Origin of the sequence: Actinomadura citrea (assembly GCF_013409045.1) — a bacterium.
Taxonomy (GTDB): domain Bacteria; phylum Actinomycetota; class Actinomycetes; order Streptosporangiales; family Streptosporangiaceae; genus Spirillospora; species Spirillospora citrea.
This window is the reverse complement of sequence record NZ_JACCBT010000001.1, coordinates 6,570,758-6,586,359: the sequence shown is the minus strand read 5'-3', so window position 1 is coordinate 6,586,359 and position 15,602 is coordinate 6,570,758. Positions and strand designations below refer to the sequence as shown.

14 protein-coding genes, 1 other RNA gene and 1 pseudogene are annotated in these 15,602 nt (G+C 74.2%); 9 read left to right on the top strand and 7 right to left on the bottom strand.

Annotated features, from left to right (window positions below):
- Nucleotides 1-26: 26 nt before the first annotated feature.
- Nucleotides 27-1,235: a glycosyltransferase gene (locus BJ999_RS30290; RefSeq protein ID WP_229810134.1), complete on the top strand. Its 1,209-nt coding sequence runs from the start codon at nt 27-29 to the stop codon at nt 1,233-1,235.
- Nucleotides 1,236-1,308: 73 nt separating this feature from the next.
- Nucleotides 1,309-1,707, top strand: coding sequence for a RidA family protein (locus BJ999_RS30285; protein WP_179836417.1), 399 nt, complete (start codon nt 1,309-1,311; stop codon nt 1,705-1,707).
- On the opposite strand, the gene BJ999_RS30280 is transcribed toward BJ999_RS30285, so the two are convergent.
- Nucleotides 1,704-4,415, bottom strand: coding sequence for an ATP-binding protein (locus BJ999_RS30280; protein ID WP_218935297.1), 2,712 nt, complete (start codon nt 4,413-4,415; stop codon nt 1,704-1,706). The two genes, BJ999_RS30285 and BJ999_RS30280, sit on opposite strands and share 4 nt — an antisense overlap.
- Nucleotides 4,416-4,654: 239 nt before the next feature.
- Here BJ999_RS30280 and BJ999_RS30275 point away from each other — a divergent pair, with 239 nt between their 5' ends.
- Nucleotides 4,655-6,820 (top strand): hypothetical protein, encoded by a 2,166-nt coding sequence (locus tag BJ999_RS30275; RefSeq protein ID WP_179836415.1) that lies wholly within the window; start codon nt 4,655-4,657, stop codon nt 6,818-6,820.
- Here the strand turns inward: BJ999_RS30275 and BJ999_RS42475 are convergent.
- From BJ999_RS42475 to BJ999_RS30255, 5 genes and pseudogenes are all read right to left on the bottom strand, one after another.
- Complete coding sequence (locus BJ999_RS42475; RefSeq protein WP_229810133.1) at nt 6,784-7,665, bottom strand: M48 family metalloprotease; 882 nt, start codon at nt 7,663-7,665, stop codon at nt 6,784-6,786. The genes BJ999_RS30275 and BJ999_RS42475 overlap by 37 nt on opposite strands.
- A gap of 657 nt (nt 7,666-8,322) precedes the next feature.
- Nucleotides 8,323-8,412: pseudogene (locus BJ999_RS44110) on the bottom strand (DUF2510 domain-containing protein); the annotation flags it as partial.
- A gap of 69 nt (nt 8,413-8,481) precedes the next feature.
- Nucleotides 8,482-8,880: a hypothetical protein gene (locus tag BJ999_RS30265; RefSeq protein WP_179836413.1), complete on the bottom strand. Its 399-nt coding sequence runs from the start codon at nt 8,878-8,880 to the stop codon at nt 8,482-8,484.
- Nucleotides 8,881-8,932: 52 nt separating this feature from the next.
- On the bottom strand, nt 8,933-9,277 hold the full coding sequence (locus BJ999_RS30260) for a DUF6191 domain-containing protein (protein ID WP_179836412.1): 345 nt from the start codon (nt 9,275-9,277) through the stop codon (nt 8,933-8,935).
- 45 nt (nt 9,278-9,322) lie between these two features.
- Nucleotides 9,323-9,874 (bottom strand): pyridoxamine 5'-phosphate oxidase family protein, encoded by a 552-nt coding sequence (locus tag BJ999_RS30255; RefSeq protein WP_179836411.1) that lies wholly within the window; start codon nt 9,872-9,874, stop codon nt 9,323-9,325.
- A 114-nt stretch (nt 9,875-9,988) separates the two neighbouring features.
- Here BJ999_RS30255 and BJ999_RS30250 point away from each other — a divergent pair, with 114 nt between their 5' ends.
- The 5 genes from BJ999_RS30250 (at nt 9,989) to rnpB (ending at nt 14,486) form a co-directional block, all read left to right on the top strand.
- The gene (locus BJ999_RS30250; RefSeq protein WP_179836410.1) at nt 9,989-10,810 is read left to right on the top strand and encodes a Nif3-like dinuclear metal center hexameric protein; all 822 of its coding nucleotides are present in this window, start codon (nt 9,989-9,991) and stop codon (nt 10,808-10,810) included.
- Nucleotides 10,807-11,550, top strand: coding sequence for a zinc ribbon domain-containing protein (locus BJ999_RS30245; RefSeq protein WP_179836409.1), 744 nt, complete (start codon nt 10,807-10,809; stop codon nt 11,548-11,550). The genes BJ999_RS30250 and BJ999_RS30245 overlap by 4 nt, the downstream gene beginning before the upstream one ends.
- Nucleotides 11,547-12,647, top strand: coding sequence for a bifunctional RNase H/acid phosphatase (locus BJ999_RS30240; RefSeq protein WP_179836408.1), 1,101 nt, complete (start codon nt 11,547-11,549; stop codon nt 12,645-12,647). The genes BJ999_RS30245 and BJ999_RS30240 overlap by 4 nt, the downstream gene beginning before the upstream one ends.
- 49 nt (nt 12,648-12,696) lie before the next feature.
- Nucleotides 12,697-14,040, top strand: coding sequence for a TrpB-like pyridoxal phosphate-dependent enzyme (locus BJ999_RS30235; RefSeq protein ID WP_229810132.1), 1,344 nt, complete (start codon nt 12,697-12,699; stop codon nt 14,038-14,040).
- Nucleotides 14,041-14,089: 49 nt separating this feature from the next.
- Nucleotides 14,090-14,486: RNase P RNA component class A (gene rnpB, locus BJ999_RS30230), an RNA gene on the top strand.
- 356 nt (nt 14,487-14,842) lie between these two features.
- Here the strand turns inward: rnpB and BJ999_RS30225 are convergent.
- The gene (locus BJ999_RS30225) at nt 14,843-15,094 is read right to left on the bottom strand and encodes a hypothetical protein (protein WP_179836407.1); all 252 of its coding nucleotides are present in this window, start codon (nt 15,092-15,094) and stop codon (nt 14,843-14,845) included.
- 270 nt (nt 15,095-15,364) lie between these two features.
- Between BJ999_RS30225 and BJ999_RS30220 the strand changes: the two genes are divergently transcribed.
- Complete coding sequence (locus tag BJ999_RS30220; RefSeq protein WP_179836406.1) at nt 15,365-15,568, top strand: hypothetical protein; 204 nt, start codon at nt 15,365-15,367, stop codon at nt 15,566-15,568.
- Nucleotides 15,569-15,602: the final 34 nt, after the last annotated feature.

Genomic DNA, 15,602 nt, shown 5'->3' with positions numbered 1-15,602 from the left:
GCCCTGCGGCCGGCGGGAGCCGCCCGGTGAGCGCCCGCCGCGTCCGGGTCCCGTCCCTGCTGGGCGACCCCGGGGTCGCGCGGGCGTGCACCCCGTCGCGCCGCTTCCTGTTCGCGGTCCCGCCGCTCGCCGGGCACGTCGCCGCGGTCGCCGCGGTCGCCGCCGAGCTCGCCCGCCGCGACCACAAGGTCGCCTGGACGGGCCACCGCGCGTCCCTCGAACCCCTGCTGCGCCCCCGCTCGCGGATCTTCAGCGCCCTGGCCGACGAGGACGCGGCGCGCCTGCGCGACGACCGCCTCCGGACGCGCGGCCCCGCCGACCCCACCTTCTGGGAGGAGTTCCTCGTCCCGCTCGGCCACGCCATGCTGCCCGGCGTCGAGACGGCGGTCGACCGGTTCCGCCCGGACGTGGTGGTCGGCGACCAGTTCGTCCTCGCCGCGCCCGTCGCGGCCCGCCGCCGCGAGATCCCCTGGGCCACGTCCGCGGCGACGCCGGCCGAGTTCACCCGCCCCCTCGCCGACCGGCCGGACGACGAGCGGCGGGTGCGCGAGCGGATCGGCGGGTTCCAGCTCGACCACGGCATCGACGACCTGCTCGACCTGCGCTTCTCCGACCACCTCGTGCTGGTCTTCTCCACCGGGGCGCTGCTCGGCGACGTCTCGTTCTTCCCCGACCACTTCGCCTTCGTGGGGCCCGTCCTCGGCCGTCCGGCGCCGAGCGCGTTCCCGTGGGACCGGCTGGACGGCCGTCCCGCCGTGCTCGTCTCGCTCGGCACCGCCGACCCTTCCCACGAGCGGTTCTTCCGGGTCGCCGCCGAGGCCGTCCGCGAGCTGGACGTCCAGGCGGTCTTCGCGGCCCCGCCCGGGACGGTGGGGGACGTGCCGCCGAACGTCCTCGTCCGCCGGCAGGTCCCTCGCCCGAAGCTCCTCGAACGGATGTCGGCGGTCGTCTGCGACGGCGGCTACGGCGCCGTGTGCGAGTCGCTGGCCCACGGCCTCCCGCTGGTGGCCGCGCCGATCCGGGACGACCAGCCGATCATCGCGAGGCTGGTGGAGAGGGCGGGCGCGGGGACCGCCGTTCCGTTCGACGGCGTCCGGCCGGACGAGCTGCGGACCGCCCTCGCGACCGTCCTGGCCGACGGCCCGCACCGCGCCGCCGCCGGGCGCGTCCGGGACTCCTTCGCCGCGGCGGGAGGCGCCGCCGAGGCCGCCGACCGCCTGGAGAAACTGGCGTGACCCGCGGCGCGGTGGCGTGCGCCGCCCGACCCCGCGAACGGTCGGGAGACCGGGGCGCTCCATACTCTCGACCATGACGGAACGACGCGCGATCCTCAGCGGTTCGACGTTCGAGGAACAGATCGGCTACGCCCGCGCCGTGGTGGACGGCGACCGGGTGCACGTCTCGGGCACGACCGGGTTCGACTACGCCACCATGACGATCTCCGACGACGTGGTGGAGCAGGCCGAGCAGTGCCTGCGCAACATCGAGGCCGCGCTCGCGGAGGCGGACTGCACGTTCGCCGACGTGGTGCGCGTCCGGTACCTGCTGCCCGACCGCGCCGACTTCGAGCCCTGCTGGCCCGTGCTGCGGCGCCGCTTCGGCGAGGTGCGGCCGGCCGCGACGATGCAGGTGTGCGGGCTCGCCGACCCCCGCATGAAGATCGAGATCGAGGTCGACGCGCGGAGGACGCGGAACGGGCGCGGCTAGCCGGCGGTGGTGAAGGAGCCGAGGAGGCCGCCGAGGTCGCCGAGGCCGGACGTCGCCTCGCGGAGGCGGTCGGGCCAGTCGGGATCGGTGCGCAGGGCGCCCACCGCGGTCTCCAGCGCCTGCGAGGACCCCCACACCGCGAAGTCGCGGGCGGCGAGGTCGCGCTGGTCGCGGTCCCACCAGGCGTTGACGGTGCGGAGCTGCTCGGCGAGCGTTTCGCCGGGAACCGCGCGCCCGTAGCGGCTCTCCCACTCCCCGCTCAGTGGATGGCGTCCGCCGCCGGAGGTCGTCCGCTGCGCCTCGCCGAGCTCCTCCAGGACGAGGCACCAGCGGTACGGGGCGGCCAAGAACTCCATCTCGTCGGCGGAGCACGCGTCGCCGCGCAGGATCGTGACCAGATGGGCCGCCAGACCGGCGGGGGCGGCGCGGGACGCGACCGCCGCGTCCACCGCGTGCGAGACGGTGCAGTCGCGGATCCGTTGCGGCAGCCCGTCCAGGACGGAGGGGGCCGGGCGCGGGGAGCCCCAGCCGGTCAGGTGGGCGGCGGCGGCGAGCTCCGCCCACACCACCAGGTCGGGACGGTCGGACAGGGCGCGCTGGGCGGTGCGCATGTCCCGCAGCGTGCAGGGGGAGTCGTGGCAGTCCGCGCCGCACGTCCCGCTGCGGGGGGTCACCAGCACGCGGGCCGAGGCCGTCGGCGGCGCGGCCTCCTCCAGGTGCGAGCCGTCCGGCATCCGGACCAGGTGCGGGTAGTCCATGCCGTCGGTGAACACCGCGCCCTCGCCCGGCGTGAGCGTGACGAGGAACTGCGACTGGGCCTCGGTGATGTTCATCGTGGCGCCGACCGCGTCCCGGTCGTCCTTCGCTGGCAGCCGGTGGACGATCTTGACGGCGGTGTTCTTGATGACGTCCGGGACGAGCTTGGACGGGATCTGCTCCGCCACGATCAGCCCCTCGCCGTACGCGCGGATCTCCGCCAGCAGGCTCGCGAACGTCTCCACGGCGTGGGAGGCGGGCCCGGCCTGCTCGCTGCGGCGCAGCAGCCGGTGCGCCTCCTCGAACACGCTGAGGTGGCGCAGCCCGGACGGGGCGCCCCGCCGCTGCCGCAGCCGCAGGTGCTCGACCAGCCGGACCAGGACGGTGCCCATCAGGAACGCCTTGTCGCGGTCGTCCCCCACGTCCTCGATCTCCAGGACGACGTTGCGGGCGAGCAGCGCGTCGAAGTCGATGGGGTGGCCGCCCTCGAAGAACCGCCCGGTGGTGCCGAGCCGCAGGCTGGACAGCCGGACCCGGATGAAGCCGCGCACGTTGTCGGTGATCTCCTGGCCGTAGCCGATCTCCTCGACGACCTGCTCGGCGGTGGCCTGCAGGTCGGCCAGCGTCGGGTAGCGCGGCGCGGTGCCCGGCGCGGTCGGCTCCCCGAGCGCGAGGTCCCAGCCGAGCCGCTCGTAGCAGCGGGTCAGCGCCGCCGCGAGCACCTGCGGGAACGGCTCGTCGGCCTCGAACGCCGCGAGGAACAGGGCGCGGACGAGGTCGGCGTGCGTCTGCAGCGGGAACGGCCGCCCGTCCGGTCCGGTCGCCGGTTCGAGCGGGTTGATCCCGGCCGCGATCGCCTCCGCGTCCCCCGGGCGGATCGTGACGACCTCCGCGTCGGGGAGCCGCGCCGCCATCAGCCGGTACTCCGCCTTCGCGGGCTCGACCACCAGCCACGGCAGCCCCGCCGCGGACGCGGCCGCCAGCAGCGACCGGACGGTCTGCGACTTGCCGGAACCGGTCGCGCCGCACACGAACGTGTGCCGGTTCAGGCTGGACAGCGGCAGCGAGATCGGGCCCACGTCGCGGCGGTTGCGGTCCAGGACCCGTCCCAGCCCGACCCCGGTGTCCGGCGACTCGGGCGTGACGTCGAACTCCGGCCGCATCACGAACCGGACCCCGGCGATCTCCCGGACGGGCGGCCGGGCCAGCGCCGCGACGAGCTGCGTGCTCGCCTCGAACGGCCCCGCCGCGCCCGGGACCAGCGCGTACGGCAGGCGGCCGAGGTCCGCCGACGCGCACACGAGCGCCGCGACCCGCGCGGCGGCCCGGGGCGTCGCCGCCCCGGCCGCCAGGTGCACCCGCCAGAGGCCGGACGTGGCCGCCTGGCGCAGCTCGCGGTGCCGCCTGTCCATCCGGACGGCCGTGACGGAGTCCTCCGGCGACAGCTCCGCCATCGACCGGGCGCGCTGCTGCCGGTCGGCCAGGTCGTCGGCGAGACGCCGCGCCTCGTCCGGGGCGACGGGCTCGGCGACCAGCATCCAGGCGAACGGCTGCATCCACACCGAGAGCAGGCCGTCCTCCAGGGACGGCCGCGCGGGCTCCTCCGGCGGGGGATCCTCCACGAGCAGGCCGTCGGCGATGCCGCCGATGCTTACCCAGTGGGCCATCGAGTCCTCGCCGACGCCCTGGGGCAGCAGGGTGCCGCGCCCGCCCGCGGGGAGGCTGAGGGTCGCGGCGGGCCCGTCGCGGTCGGCGACGAGCCCGTCCCCGCCGACGAACACCTCCGTCGGGCCGAACGCCTCCGCGCGCCGCCAGCCGACGAGCACCGGGTCCCTGCCCGCGTGGTACGCCGACACCAGCGCCGCGAGCCGCTGGTCGCGCCACTCGTCCCGTCCGTCCGTCTCGTCCGGGCGGGGGACCTCCGTCAGCCGGCACACCGGAAGACCGCGCACGACGTCCCACATGGTCAGCCGCGCCGGCGGGCCGGGCCGGAAATTTTCGCGATCTCGCCTCGGTCCAAGGTCATGAGCAGTCAGGCTATTGAGCAAGGACCCCTTTGGGAAGGCCGATTCCTTACGGAGGGCCTGACAAGTCACATGTCAATCTGCTTGGGTTATTTGCGGCATACCGAGCGGGACGGGACGGGCGTGGCGATAACGCCGGCACCCGGACGGGGACGGGGGTTCAGATCGTGAGGGCCGGTCCGGTCGACCATGGGGGGCTGCTGTCACGCCGGGAACGGCTCTTCACCCCCGATCCCCGTCTCGGCTGGGTGTTCCGCGACCGCTGGTGGTTCCTGCACCCCTTCCCGGACGCGCCGCCCCGGCAGCAGGCGCTGCCCGACTACCTGGCGCGCCGGGTCGTGCAGACCGAGCAGCTCGCGCAGCGCAGGCTGAGCCGGACGCTCCCGGTCAGCGCGGCGATCGCGACGATCCTCGTGCTCTTCGCCGCCTGCTCGGCCGGCGGCTCCCAGGACGTCTCGATCGGCTCGCTCCTGCTGGCCGCCGTCGCCCTGGCCCCCGGCGCGGCGCTGACATGGTGGGCCGTGCGGCAGCGGCAGAGCGCCCGGCAGGCCCACGAGCTGGCCCAGCAACAGATCATCGGCGGCTACCAGGACCAGGCGCGGCAGTGGCACGCGCGCAAGCAGGCTCACGACGCCGCGGAGCGCGCGCGGCTGGACGGCCTGCCCGAGTGGGGCGCCGCCCAGCGCCCCGGCCGCCGCCTGGACGTGTTCGGCGGGACGCTGTGGGCGTGGGAGGCGCTGCTCACCACCTACGGGACGTCCACCCTCGCCGTCCAGCCGCTGCTCGTGCTCGATCTGTCCCGCGAGGTCGTCAGCCGCGAACTGGTCGAGCTGGCGCAGGCGGCGTGGATGGGCGTGGACGCGCAACTGCTGCCCAGCCGCCAGGCCTCGTCCAGCCTGCTGGCCGACATGTCGCCCCGCGACCTCGTGGACGCGATCGTCGAGTCCATGCACGGCGGCACGCCCGACGCCGCGCGCGCCGACCGCAGCATGGACGACCGGATCCTGAGCAAGGTCTGCGACGCGCTCGGCGGCGACGTCACGCTCGGCCGGATCGCCGCGGCCCTGCGCGCCCTGATGGGCGAGCCCGACGACGGCGACGCGCTGACCCGCGAGGAGCGGAGGCGCATCGCCGGCGAGCTGTTCACCGTGGAGTACCGGCGGCAGGCCCACGCGAACCTGTCGCGGATCGAGTCCTACGTCCATCCGCTGGAGGACCTCGGGACGGCGCCCGCCGAGAAGGAGGGCGCCGGCTACCTGACCTGCGTCGCGCTCGACAGCCAGGCCCGCAACGTCCGCTCCGAGCTGCTGACCGACCTCATCGTCCAGTGGGTGACGCACCGCATCACCGCGTCGCGGGCCTCCACGCCCGCCCTCGTCGTCGCCGGCGCGGACGAGCTGGCCCGCCGCCACCTGGAGCGGCTCTCGGACGCCTGCGAGCGGCGCGGCGTCCCGCTGACCCTGCTGTTCCGGCGGCTGCGGGAGACGTCCGCGGAGATGATCGGCGGCGGCGCCGTCGCGTTCATGCGGCTCGGCAACCACGAGGACGCGGCCCGCGCGGCCGACTTCATCGGTCGCGACCACCGGTTCGTCCTGTCGCAGATCACCAAGAACGTCGGCGGGAACGAGTCCCACACCACCACCGACACCGAGGGCACGGGCGACTCGGAGACCTACAGCACCAGCCGCACGACCGGGACGTCCAGCAGCTGGGGGACGAACCGCTCGTCCGGCACCAGCTACTCGGGCGGCGAGATGTTCGGCCTGTTCCCCGACCGCTCGACGTCCTACCAGCGCGGCAGCAACCGGGGCGGCTCCACCAGCCTCAGCGACACCGAGGGCACCTCCACCTCCACGTCCCGGAACTGGTCGGCCGCCTACTCCTTCGCCGAGGGGACCAACTGGAGCGACGCCGACACCACGCAGCGCGTGTACGAGTACGTCGTCGAACCCGTCACCCTCCAGCACCTGCCCGACCACGCCCTGCTGCTGGTCGAGTCGGCGCCCGGCGGCGGCCGCACGATCACGCCCGTCGAATGCGACCCGGCCATCATCACACTGGACCGCGTCACCACCGGCCCCCTCCCGGACCCGCCGCCCCCGCAGCCGGCGCTCCCCGCCCCTGGCGCGGCGCTGACCTCGCCCGGACCGGCGCCGCAGCCCCAGCAGTGGGGCGCGCCGTCCGCCCCGCAATGGGCCGGCCCGACCACGCCGCCCCCGCCGCGGGCGCCCCTGTCGACCCGGCCGGGCCCGCCGCCCGGCCAGCAGACCGGCCCGCGGCCACCCGACGATCCCGGTCAGGGGCCGCCGCCGCTGTTCGGCGGGAGGACCTGAGGGGCTCGGCCGAGCCGTCGGCGGAGCGCCTGCGCCCGCCGCACGAGGGGCAGCGGAAGCCCGTCGGGCTGGTGCTCGATGCGGTGCTCCACGGCCGCGACCAGGTCCGCGCCGAACCCCATGCGCACCGCCGCCGCGTCCGCCCGCGCCTCGCCGCCGGCGCTCAGCAGCCGCGCGCCCAGCGACGCGGCGTAGGCGAGCGCGGCGGGCACCGCCACCAGCACCGTCACCACCGCGGCGACGACGGCCAGCAGCAACACCCCCAGGAAGCCGATCGGCCGGTGCCACTCGACGGCCCGCTTCCACATCGGGCCGATCGGGGACCACGCCGTGCGCAGCGCCCACTGCAGGGTCCGGTTCGGCAGCGTCACCTGCGCGTGGACGAACGCCGGCACCGCCCGCCACCCCTGGAGATGCCCCAGCTCATGGGCGAGGACGGCGGCGAGGTGTTCGGGCGTCAACGAGCGGGCCGAACGCGACGTGACCGCCACCGTGCGCGCCGACGGCCTGCACGCGTTCAGCCCCTCCGACTCGACGATCACGAGCCGGTAGCCGCTGACACCGGCGTGCTGCTGCACGTAGCGCCACACGTGCTCCAGCCGCGCGCGCTCGTCGGCCTCCGGTTCCCGGTACCCGTACGAGCGCGGGGCGCTGAGGGGCGCCAGCAGCAGGAGCGTCCACACGGCGAGCACCGGGACAGCGCCCCAGAAGGGCCAGACGGACCCCGCCCCGAACGCGACGGCGGCGACCACACCCCCTTCGGCCGCCACGACCAGCCCGATCGCGAAACCGGCCCGCCCGGCCGGCGTGCCCTGCGGCCGCCCCGGCGGAAGATGACGCGGCACCGGAACGTCCGCCTGGCGCGGCACCTCCGCCGCCCGTCGCTCCGGCACCGGCGGCCGACGCACCGGCCGGGCGGGCCGCGGCGCCGGAGGCCGCGGAGCATGGGGCTTCCGTAGACCCGGCGTAGGGGGCGCCGACGTCTCCATCCGGGCCTCCTGCAAGGACGGCGGCCGGCCGGCCAGCGGCGGCGCCCCAGGCCGCGGCGGCGATGCGGGCGGCCGCGGTGCCCGAGACCCGCCGAGCCCCCGCGGCGGCGGAGGCGCGGGCGATTCGAGCCGAGCCTCCTCCCGAGGCGGCGTCTGCGCGGGCCGTGGTGGCGGAGGCGCAGCAGGTCGCGCCGGTTCCGGACGCGGCGGTTCCGGGTGTTGGGACGGTGCGGGTGGGTGCGGCGGGCGCGGGGCGCCGAGGCTCGGCGGGGGAGGCGTGGGTGGTTCGGGGCGAGCCTCTTGCAAGGGCGGCTGCGACGCGGGCGGCGTCTCCACCACAGAGGGCGGGGCGGGCTGGGGCGCGGGGTGAGGCGGCTCGGGCTCTGGCGGCGATGGTGAGGCCGGTGTCGGTGGTGCTTGTGGTGAGGGCCCGGGCCGTTGTGGACGTGGGGCGGGGGCCGGCGGGGGGTCGGCGCTCAGGGAGGCGCGGCGGCGGGCGCGGGAGTCGTAGCGGCGCGACTGGTCGGTCCAGGTCTGGCCGTCCCAGTAGCGCTCGCGTCCCATCCGCTCTGGATCTGGGTACCACCCAGGTGGTGCGCTCACCGGAACCCCGCCTCCCGTAAAGAACAGATCAAGGCTTGCGCACGCCGCGACACAGCGTCAACACGGTGGTCACAGCTTGGGGGTGAAGGGGCGGCGATGGGCGGGATCGTCCGGCTCGGCGAGGCCGCGCAGGGCCGTCTCGACGAGTTCGATCCCCTGGAGGAGGGAGACGAGGCGGGCGCCCTCGCGGCGGTAGGCGTCCAGGACCGACTCGACGCCGTGCGGGGGGACGACGTCCCCGAGATCGACGCGAGCGGTCCGGAAGCCCTCCCGGGCCGCCTCCACGGACGCGTGGACGTGGTGGCGGGCCATGCGGGCGAGGGCGATGGGGTAGCGGCGCAGGACGCCGTAGCGCCGGTACTCGGGCGGGACGAGTTCCAGCAGCCAGGCGAGCGCCGTCTCCACGAAGCGTTCGGTGCCCGGTGGATGCACCTGCGAGGGCCAGCCGGGCGGAACGTAGGTGCTCACGAGGGCAGGATAACCCGGACTCGAACTTATGTTCGAGAGTGCGCCGGCGCGGTCATTCGGACGGCGGGGTGCGGCGGATCCGGATCTTGCCGGATTCCAGGTCGTCGCGGGCGTTGCCGGATCCGGTCTGCTCGTGGTCGTCCTGGCGCAGCACCTTCTGCCGCTCCTGCTCCTCCTGCTTGACCTTCTTGGAGCCCTCGAAGGCGGAGGCGAGGTCCTCGAACATGCCGCCGCCGAAGCCGGCGCCGGTCTCGCCATCGCCCCGGATGGCCCCCATCAGGGACGACTTGCCCGTCCCCTCGCGGGGCCACTCGATGGTCTCCGGCTCGGCCGCCTCCGGGCGGTTGCCCATCGGGCGGCCCTTGACGCGCTTGCGGCGGCGAAAGGGTGGCTTCACACACTCTCCAACGCGATGAGTCTCCAGAATGATCCCAGCGGACCTTCAGGTTACGAACGACCACCGGGTGGGAGAACCGGTGAAATCTCCCTGGCGGAGCCCGAACACCGACTGTGGCCGCACCGCGACGGTGGCGTTCACCTCCGGATCCAGGAAATCGACACGATAGCGCGTGGCGTACTTGGAGTTGACCAGGTCGATGAACCGCTGTAGTTCCCGCTGTTCGGTGACGATCTCGGCTCGCCCCTCGATGACCACCGGGTTCTCGGCCTCCTCGGTGGTGACCACGACCTGCGGGTTCCCCCGCAGGTTCACCATCTTGCGGGACGGCACCGCGCTGCTGAACAGCAGTGCCTCCCCTGACCAGGCGCCCCAGACCGGCATGGCGTGCGGTCGTCCGTCCGGCCGCACCGTGCACACCCAGAAGTTCCGGGCGGCCCGGAGCCGCTCCACGGCCCAGGACCACGGGAGCAGGCCGCTCCCCTCGTGCGGTCCCTGGATGCCGTAACCCGGCATGTACGGACGTTCCGCCTTAGGTTCGACGGGCTGGACGGGCTGGATGGGCTCCGGTTCCGCAGCGGCGCCGGCGGCCGACATGGCGTTCCTCCCTCGGTCGTGCACTGTCCCGTCCCATATCGTTACAGACCTTGGCGTCTCGGGGTGACGCTCGGTGGCTCGTTGGGAGCGCCCAGGCGCGGTAGCCTGCGGGACGTGCGCCTATCCCATGTCATCTCCGCTTTGGAGGAGCTCTATCCACCCGCGTGGGCGGAGTCCTGGGACGCCGTCGGCCTCGTCTGCGGCGACCCGGGCCAGGACGTGGGACGGGTGCTGTTCGCGGTCGACCCCGTCGCCGCCGTGGTCGACGAGGCGCTGGAGTGGGAGGCCGACCTCGTGGTCACCCACCATCCGCTGCTGTTGCGCGGGGTGCATTCGGTCGCCGCCACCACGCCCAAGGGCCGCCTCGTCCACCGCATGATCACGAACGGGATCGCGCTGCACACCGCGCACACCAACGCCGACCGGGCCGTCCCGGGCGTGTCGGACGCGCTGGCGCGGGCCGTCGGCCTCACCGGCGGGCTGCGCCCGATGGTCCCCGCCGACGACGACCCACGCCGCGGCCTAGGCCGGATCGGCGAACTGGACGAGCCGGTCGCGCTGCGGGAGTTCACCCGGCGCGCCGCCGCCGGGCTGCCGTCCACCGCGTGGGGCGTGCGGGCGGCCGGCGACCCGGACCGTCCCGTCCGCACCGTCGCCGTCTGCGGCGGCGCCGGCGACTCCCTGCTCGGCACCGCCCAGGCGGCCGGTGTCGACGTCTACCTCACCGCCGACCTGCGGCACCACCCCGCGTCGGAGTTCGCCGAACAGGGCGGCCCGGCCCTGGTGGACGCGGCGCACTGGGCGACCGAATGGCCCTGGCTCGCCGACGCCGAGCGGCGCCTGGCCGGGTCGTCCCCGGAAGCGGGCAAGTTGGAGACCCGGGTGTCCACGCTCGTCACCGACGCGTGGACACTCCACGACGAAGGAGCACAGTGAAAGCCGCACCGCAAGCCCAGCTTCGCCTGATCGACCTGCAGGACCTCGACAGCTCCCTCGACCGGTTGGCGCACCGCCGCCGCACGCTGCCCGAGCTGGCGGAGATCGAGCGGCTGGAGGGCCGGCTGACCGAGCTGCGCGACGCGATCGTGGCGGCCGAGACGGAGGTCGGCGACCTGCGGCGGGAGCAGAAGAAGGCCGAGCAGGACGTCGACCAGGTCCGCACCCGCGCCGACCGCGACCAGAAGCGGCTCGACTCGGGGCAGGTGACCTCGGCCAAGGACCTCAGCAGCCTGCAGACCGAGATCGAGTCGCTGCACCGCCGCCAGTCCGACCTGGAGGAGGTCGTACTGGAGATCATGGAGCGGACCGAGGAGGCCGAGGGCCGGGTCGCCGCGCTGAACGCGGAGCGGTCCGGCGCGCAGGACGAGCTGGCCGGGCTCACCGAGCGCCGCGACGCCGCCCAGCGCGAGATCGACGACGAGGCCGGGACGTCGAGCGCCGCGCGCACCGCCGTCGCCAAGGACGTCCCGGACGACCTGCTCGCCCTCTACGAGAAGCTGCGCGGCCAGTTCGGCGGCGTCGGCGCGGCCAAGCTGTACCGCGGCGCCTGCCAGGGCTGCCACCTCGCGCTGAACACGGTCGACCTGAACCGCATCCGGGCCGCCGCCGAGGACGAGGTCATCCGCTGCGAGGAGTGCCGCCGCGTCCTCGTCCGGACGCCCGAGTCGGGTCTGTGAGCGCCGGCAGGAAGCTGGTCGTCGAGGCGGACGGCGGTTCGCGCGGGAACCCCGGTCCCGCCGGGTACGGCGCGCTCGTCCGCGACGCGCTGACCGGCGAGGTGCTCGCGGAGGTCGCCGAGTCGATCGGGCACGCCACCAACAACGTCGCCGAGTACCGGGGACTGATCGCCGGGCTCGCGGCGGCCGCCGGGGTCGACCCGTCCGCCCGCGTCGAGGTCCGGATGGACTCCAAGCTCGTCGTGGAGCAGATGTCGGGCCGCTGGAAGATCAAGCATCCGGACATGGTGCCGCTGGCGCTGGAGGCCCGCGAGCTGGCGACCGCGCTGGGCTCGGTGTCCTACAGCTGGATCCCGCGCAACCGCAACGCGCACGCCGACCGGCTCGCCAACGAGGCCATGGACGCCGCCGCCCGCGGGGAGCACTGGACGCGCAAGGTCGAGGAGGCGACGGAGGAGCCCGAGCCGCCCCGGCCCGCCTCGTCCACCCCGACGACCACGCTCCTGCTACGGCACGGCGAGACGCCCCTGTCGATCGAGAAGCGCTTCGCCGGGATCGGCGACGCCCCCCTGACGCCGCACGGCCTCGCCCAGGCCCGCGCCGCCGCCCTCGCCCTCAAGGACCGGGGGATCGACGCGATCGTCACCTCCCCCCTGTCCCGCTGCCGCGACACCGCCGCCGAGGTCGCCGCCGTCACCGGCCTGGAGGTCCGGGTCGAGGACGGCTTCCGGGAGACCGACTTCGGCGACTGGGAAGGGCTCACGTTCGCCGAGGCGGGCAAGGGCTGGCCCGCCGAGCTGAAGGCGTGGCTGGCCGACCCGGACGCCGCCCCGCCCGGCGGGGAGAGCTTCGCCCAGGTGTCCCGCCGCGTCCGCACGGCGCTGGACAAGCTGAAGGTCCGCTACCGCGAGCAGACGGTCCTGGTCGTCTCGCACGTCACCCCGATCAAGCTCCTCGTCAAGGACGCCCTGGGCGCCCCCATGCCGTCCCTGTACCGGATGCACCTCGACGTGGCGGCGCTGACGTCCATCGACTGGTACGCCGACGGCCCGGCGACCCTGCGTGCCTTCAACGACACCCACCACCTACCCGCCTGACCCTGGTCTCCTCGATCCCGGCCACCTACCCTGCGACCAGGGAGGGACCGTGGCCACGAAGATCATGCTGGACGAGTCGAGGCTTCCGCGCCGCTGGTACAACGTCGTTCCCGACCTGCCCGCGCCGCCGCCCCCGCCGCTGCACCCGGGGACGCGCGAGCCGGTCGGGCCGGACGACCTGGCGCCGCTGTTCCCCTCGGACCTCATCGCCCAGGAGGTCACCGGGGAGCGGTTCGTCGACATACCCGAGGACGTCCGCGACGTCTACCGGCTCTGGCGGCCGACACCGCTCATCCGGGCGCACCGCCTCGAACGCGCTCTCGGCACCCCGGCCCGCATCTACGTCAAGTACGAGGGCGTCTCGCCCGTGGGCTCGCACAAGCCGAACGCGGCCGTCCCGCAGGCGTACTACAACGCGCGCCAGGGCGTCCGCCGGCTGACGAGCGAGACCGGCGCGGGCCAGTGGGGGAGCGCCCTCGCCTTCGCCTGCGCCCAGTTCTCCCTGGACTGCGAGATCTGGATGGTGCGCGCCTCCTATGACCAGAAGCCCTACCGCCGCTCGATGATGGAGCTGTACGGCGCCCGCGTGCACGCCAGCCCGTCGCCGCTCACCTCTACCGGCGCGAAGACCCTCGCGGACGACCCGGAATCGCCCGGCTCCCTCGGCATCGCGATCAGCGAGGCCGTCGAGTCCGCCGCGCCCGAGGACACCCGCTACGCCCTCGGCAGCGTCCTCAACCACGTCCTCATGCACCAGACCGTCATCGGCGAGGAGGCGCTCGAACAGCTGGCCCTCGCCGGCGACACCCCCGACCTGATCGTCGGCTGCACCGGCGGCGGCTCCAACTTCGCCGGCCTGTTCCTCCCCTTCCTCCGCGAGAAGCTCCAGGGCCGCATGGACCCCGCCATCCGAGCGGTGGAGCCCGCCGCGTGCCCGTCCTTCACCCGCGGCCGCTACGCCTACGACTTCGGCGACACCGCCGGCCTCACGCCCCTCCTCAAGATGCACACCCTCGGGCACGACTTCGTCCCCGACCCCATCCACGCGGGCGGCCTCCGCTACCACGGCATGGCGCCGCTGCTCTCCCACATGTACGACCTGGGCGTCTTCGAGGCCACCGCCAAACCCCAGCGGGAATGCTTCGAGGCCGGCGTCCTGTTCGCCCGCACGGAGGGCATCGTCCCGGCCCCCGAACCCACCCACGCCCTGGCCGCCGCCGTCGAGGAGGCCCGCCGCTGCGCCGAGACCGGCGAACCCAAGGTCATCCTGACCGCCCTGTGCGGTCACGGCCACCTCGACATGGCCGCCTACGACCGCTATCTCTCCGGCCGGATGCAGGACCACGCCCTCCCCGAAACCCGCCTCGACGAAGCCCTGAACGCCCTCCCTTAGCCTCGTGCGCAAGCCGCCTTCGCACCCGCTAACCTTGTTGGACGGCGGACGAGCCGGCCGGACGGCCGCGTCGGGGAGCGATCCCCGTCGAGGAAAGTCCGGGCTCCGCAGGGCAGGGTGGTCGGTAACGCCGACCCGGGGTGACCCGCGGGACAGTGCCACAGAAAGCAGACCGCCACCGGTCCGCCGGTGGTAAGGGTGAAACGGTGAGGTAAGAGCTCACCAGCGCCCACGGTGACGTGGGCGGCTAGGTAAACCCCACCCGGAGCAAGGTCAAGAAGGGGCCCCGCAAGAGGCCCCGCGCAGGTGCCTGAGGGCGGCCCGCCCGAGCCTGCGGGTAGACCGCTGGAGGCCGCCGGCAACGGCGGCCCGAGATGGATGGCCGTCACCCGCCGCCCCGCAAGGGACGGCGGACACAGAACCCGGCTTACAGGCCGACTCGTCCGCCCCCAACGCCAGAGAGATGTCTCTCGGTCAGTTGGTCTGCTGCGGTGGTCAGGGTCACCGGATGGCCGCTGATACGAATCCGTCGGCGTGACGTCGGCCGACGACCCGAACTCTGCGCGGGCTTTCCGAAGGCGATCGGGCACCGTCGTACGCGCCGCCGGATCTGCGTCCGGCTCTCCCATTCTGCTGGAGCCTCGGGCAAGAAGGCCGAGAGACTCCGCGCGGGAACGTGCCATGCCGGCGGTCGGAGGTGGGGCCCGGTGATGGCCGGGCCCCTGATGGTGCTGGAGTGGGACGCTGTTTCGGACTCGCCTTTCGACGTGACCCGCGCGGTGTCCCCTGGTCGATTCGCTCCCTACGGCCGGATGGTCTTCGATCCGTCGAGGTGCGTGATCGTCTTGCCGTCGGTGCTGACGTGGACCCGCTCGCCGTCGGGGCTGTTGCTGTAGCTGACGGCGTTCGGCTTCACGGGGGCGGGCGACGCGCCGTCCTGCGGCCGGACGTGCTTCGTTCCGTCCTGGTACGTGGTCGTCTTGCCGTCCTCGCTGAGGGTGACCTCCTCGCCGCCGGCGGTGCGCCGGAAGCTGATCGCCTTCCTCGCGGTCATGACAGGACCTCCTTCGTTGTGATCGGGCCACGGACCTTGACCGCGGCCGTTTCTTGATCGCAACCGTCCGGGGTCGCCGGTCTTCGGCAACCGCCGGACGGTGCCGGCCGCCAGGCGGCGGGAGGGTTTGGGGATAGAGACTCTCTCGAAACAGGTCATGGGACACAGAGGGCTTCATACGGGACGTTTACCGTCCTTGTATGAGCTGATCGCCCTGATCGGTGACGGCGGCGGGACCGGGGTGCTGGAGTCCCGTGGAGAGGAGCGACGATGATCGTCATCGTGTTCGTGGCCCTTGTGCTCGCCGGGGTGCTGGGGAGCCTCGTGTACCTGTGGGACTTCTCGCGGGCCAGCCGGCGCGACGCGCTGTTCCTGCCGGCGACGGATCGGCGCTCGCGCCGGGCGCGCAAGGTCACGGGGATGTACGTACGCGGCTCCACGCGCGGCGAGGACGAGCTCGTCGGGCGCTGGTAGACCGGGAGCGCGGGCCGTCCCGCCGGGGGACGAC

Coding starts and splice junctions, on each gene's coding strand:
- BJ999_RS30255 (WP_179836411.1), bottom strand. CDS start 9,874: ATGTCGGCCGCCGGCGCCGCTGCGGAACCGGAGCCCATCCAGCCCGTC.
- BJ999_RS30285 (WP_179836417.1), top strand. CDS start 1,309: ATGACGGAACGACGCGCGATCCTCAGCGGTTCGACGTTCGAGGAACAG.
- BJ999_RS30220 (WP_179836406.1), top strand. CDS start 15,365: ATGATCGTCATCGTGTTCGTGGCCCTTGTGCTCGCCGGGGTGCTGGGG.
- BJ999_RS30225 (WP_179836407.1), bottom strand. CDS start 15,094: ATGACCGCGAGGAAGGCGATCAGCTTCCGGCGCACCGCCGGCGGCGAG.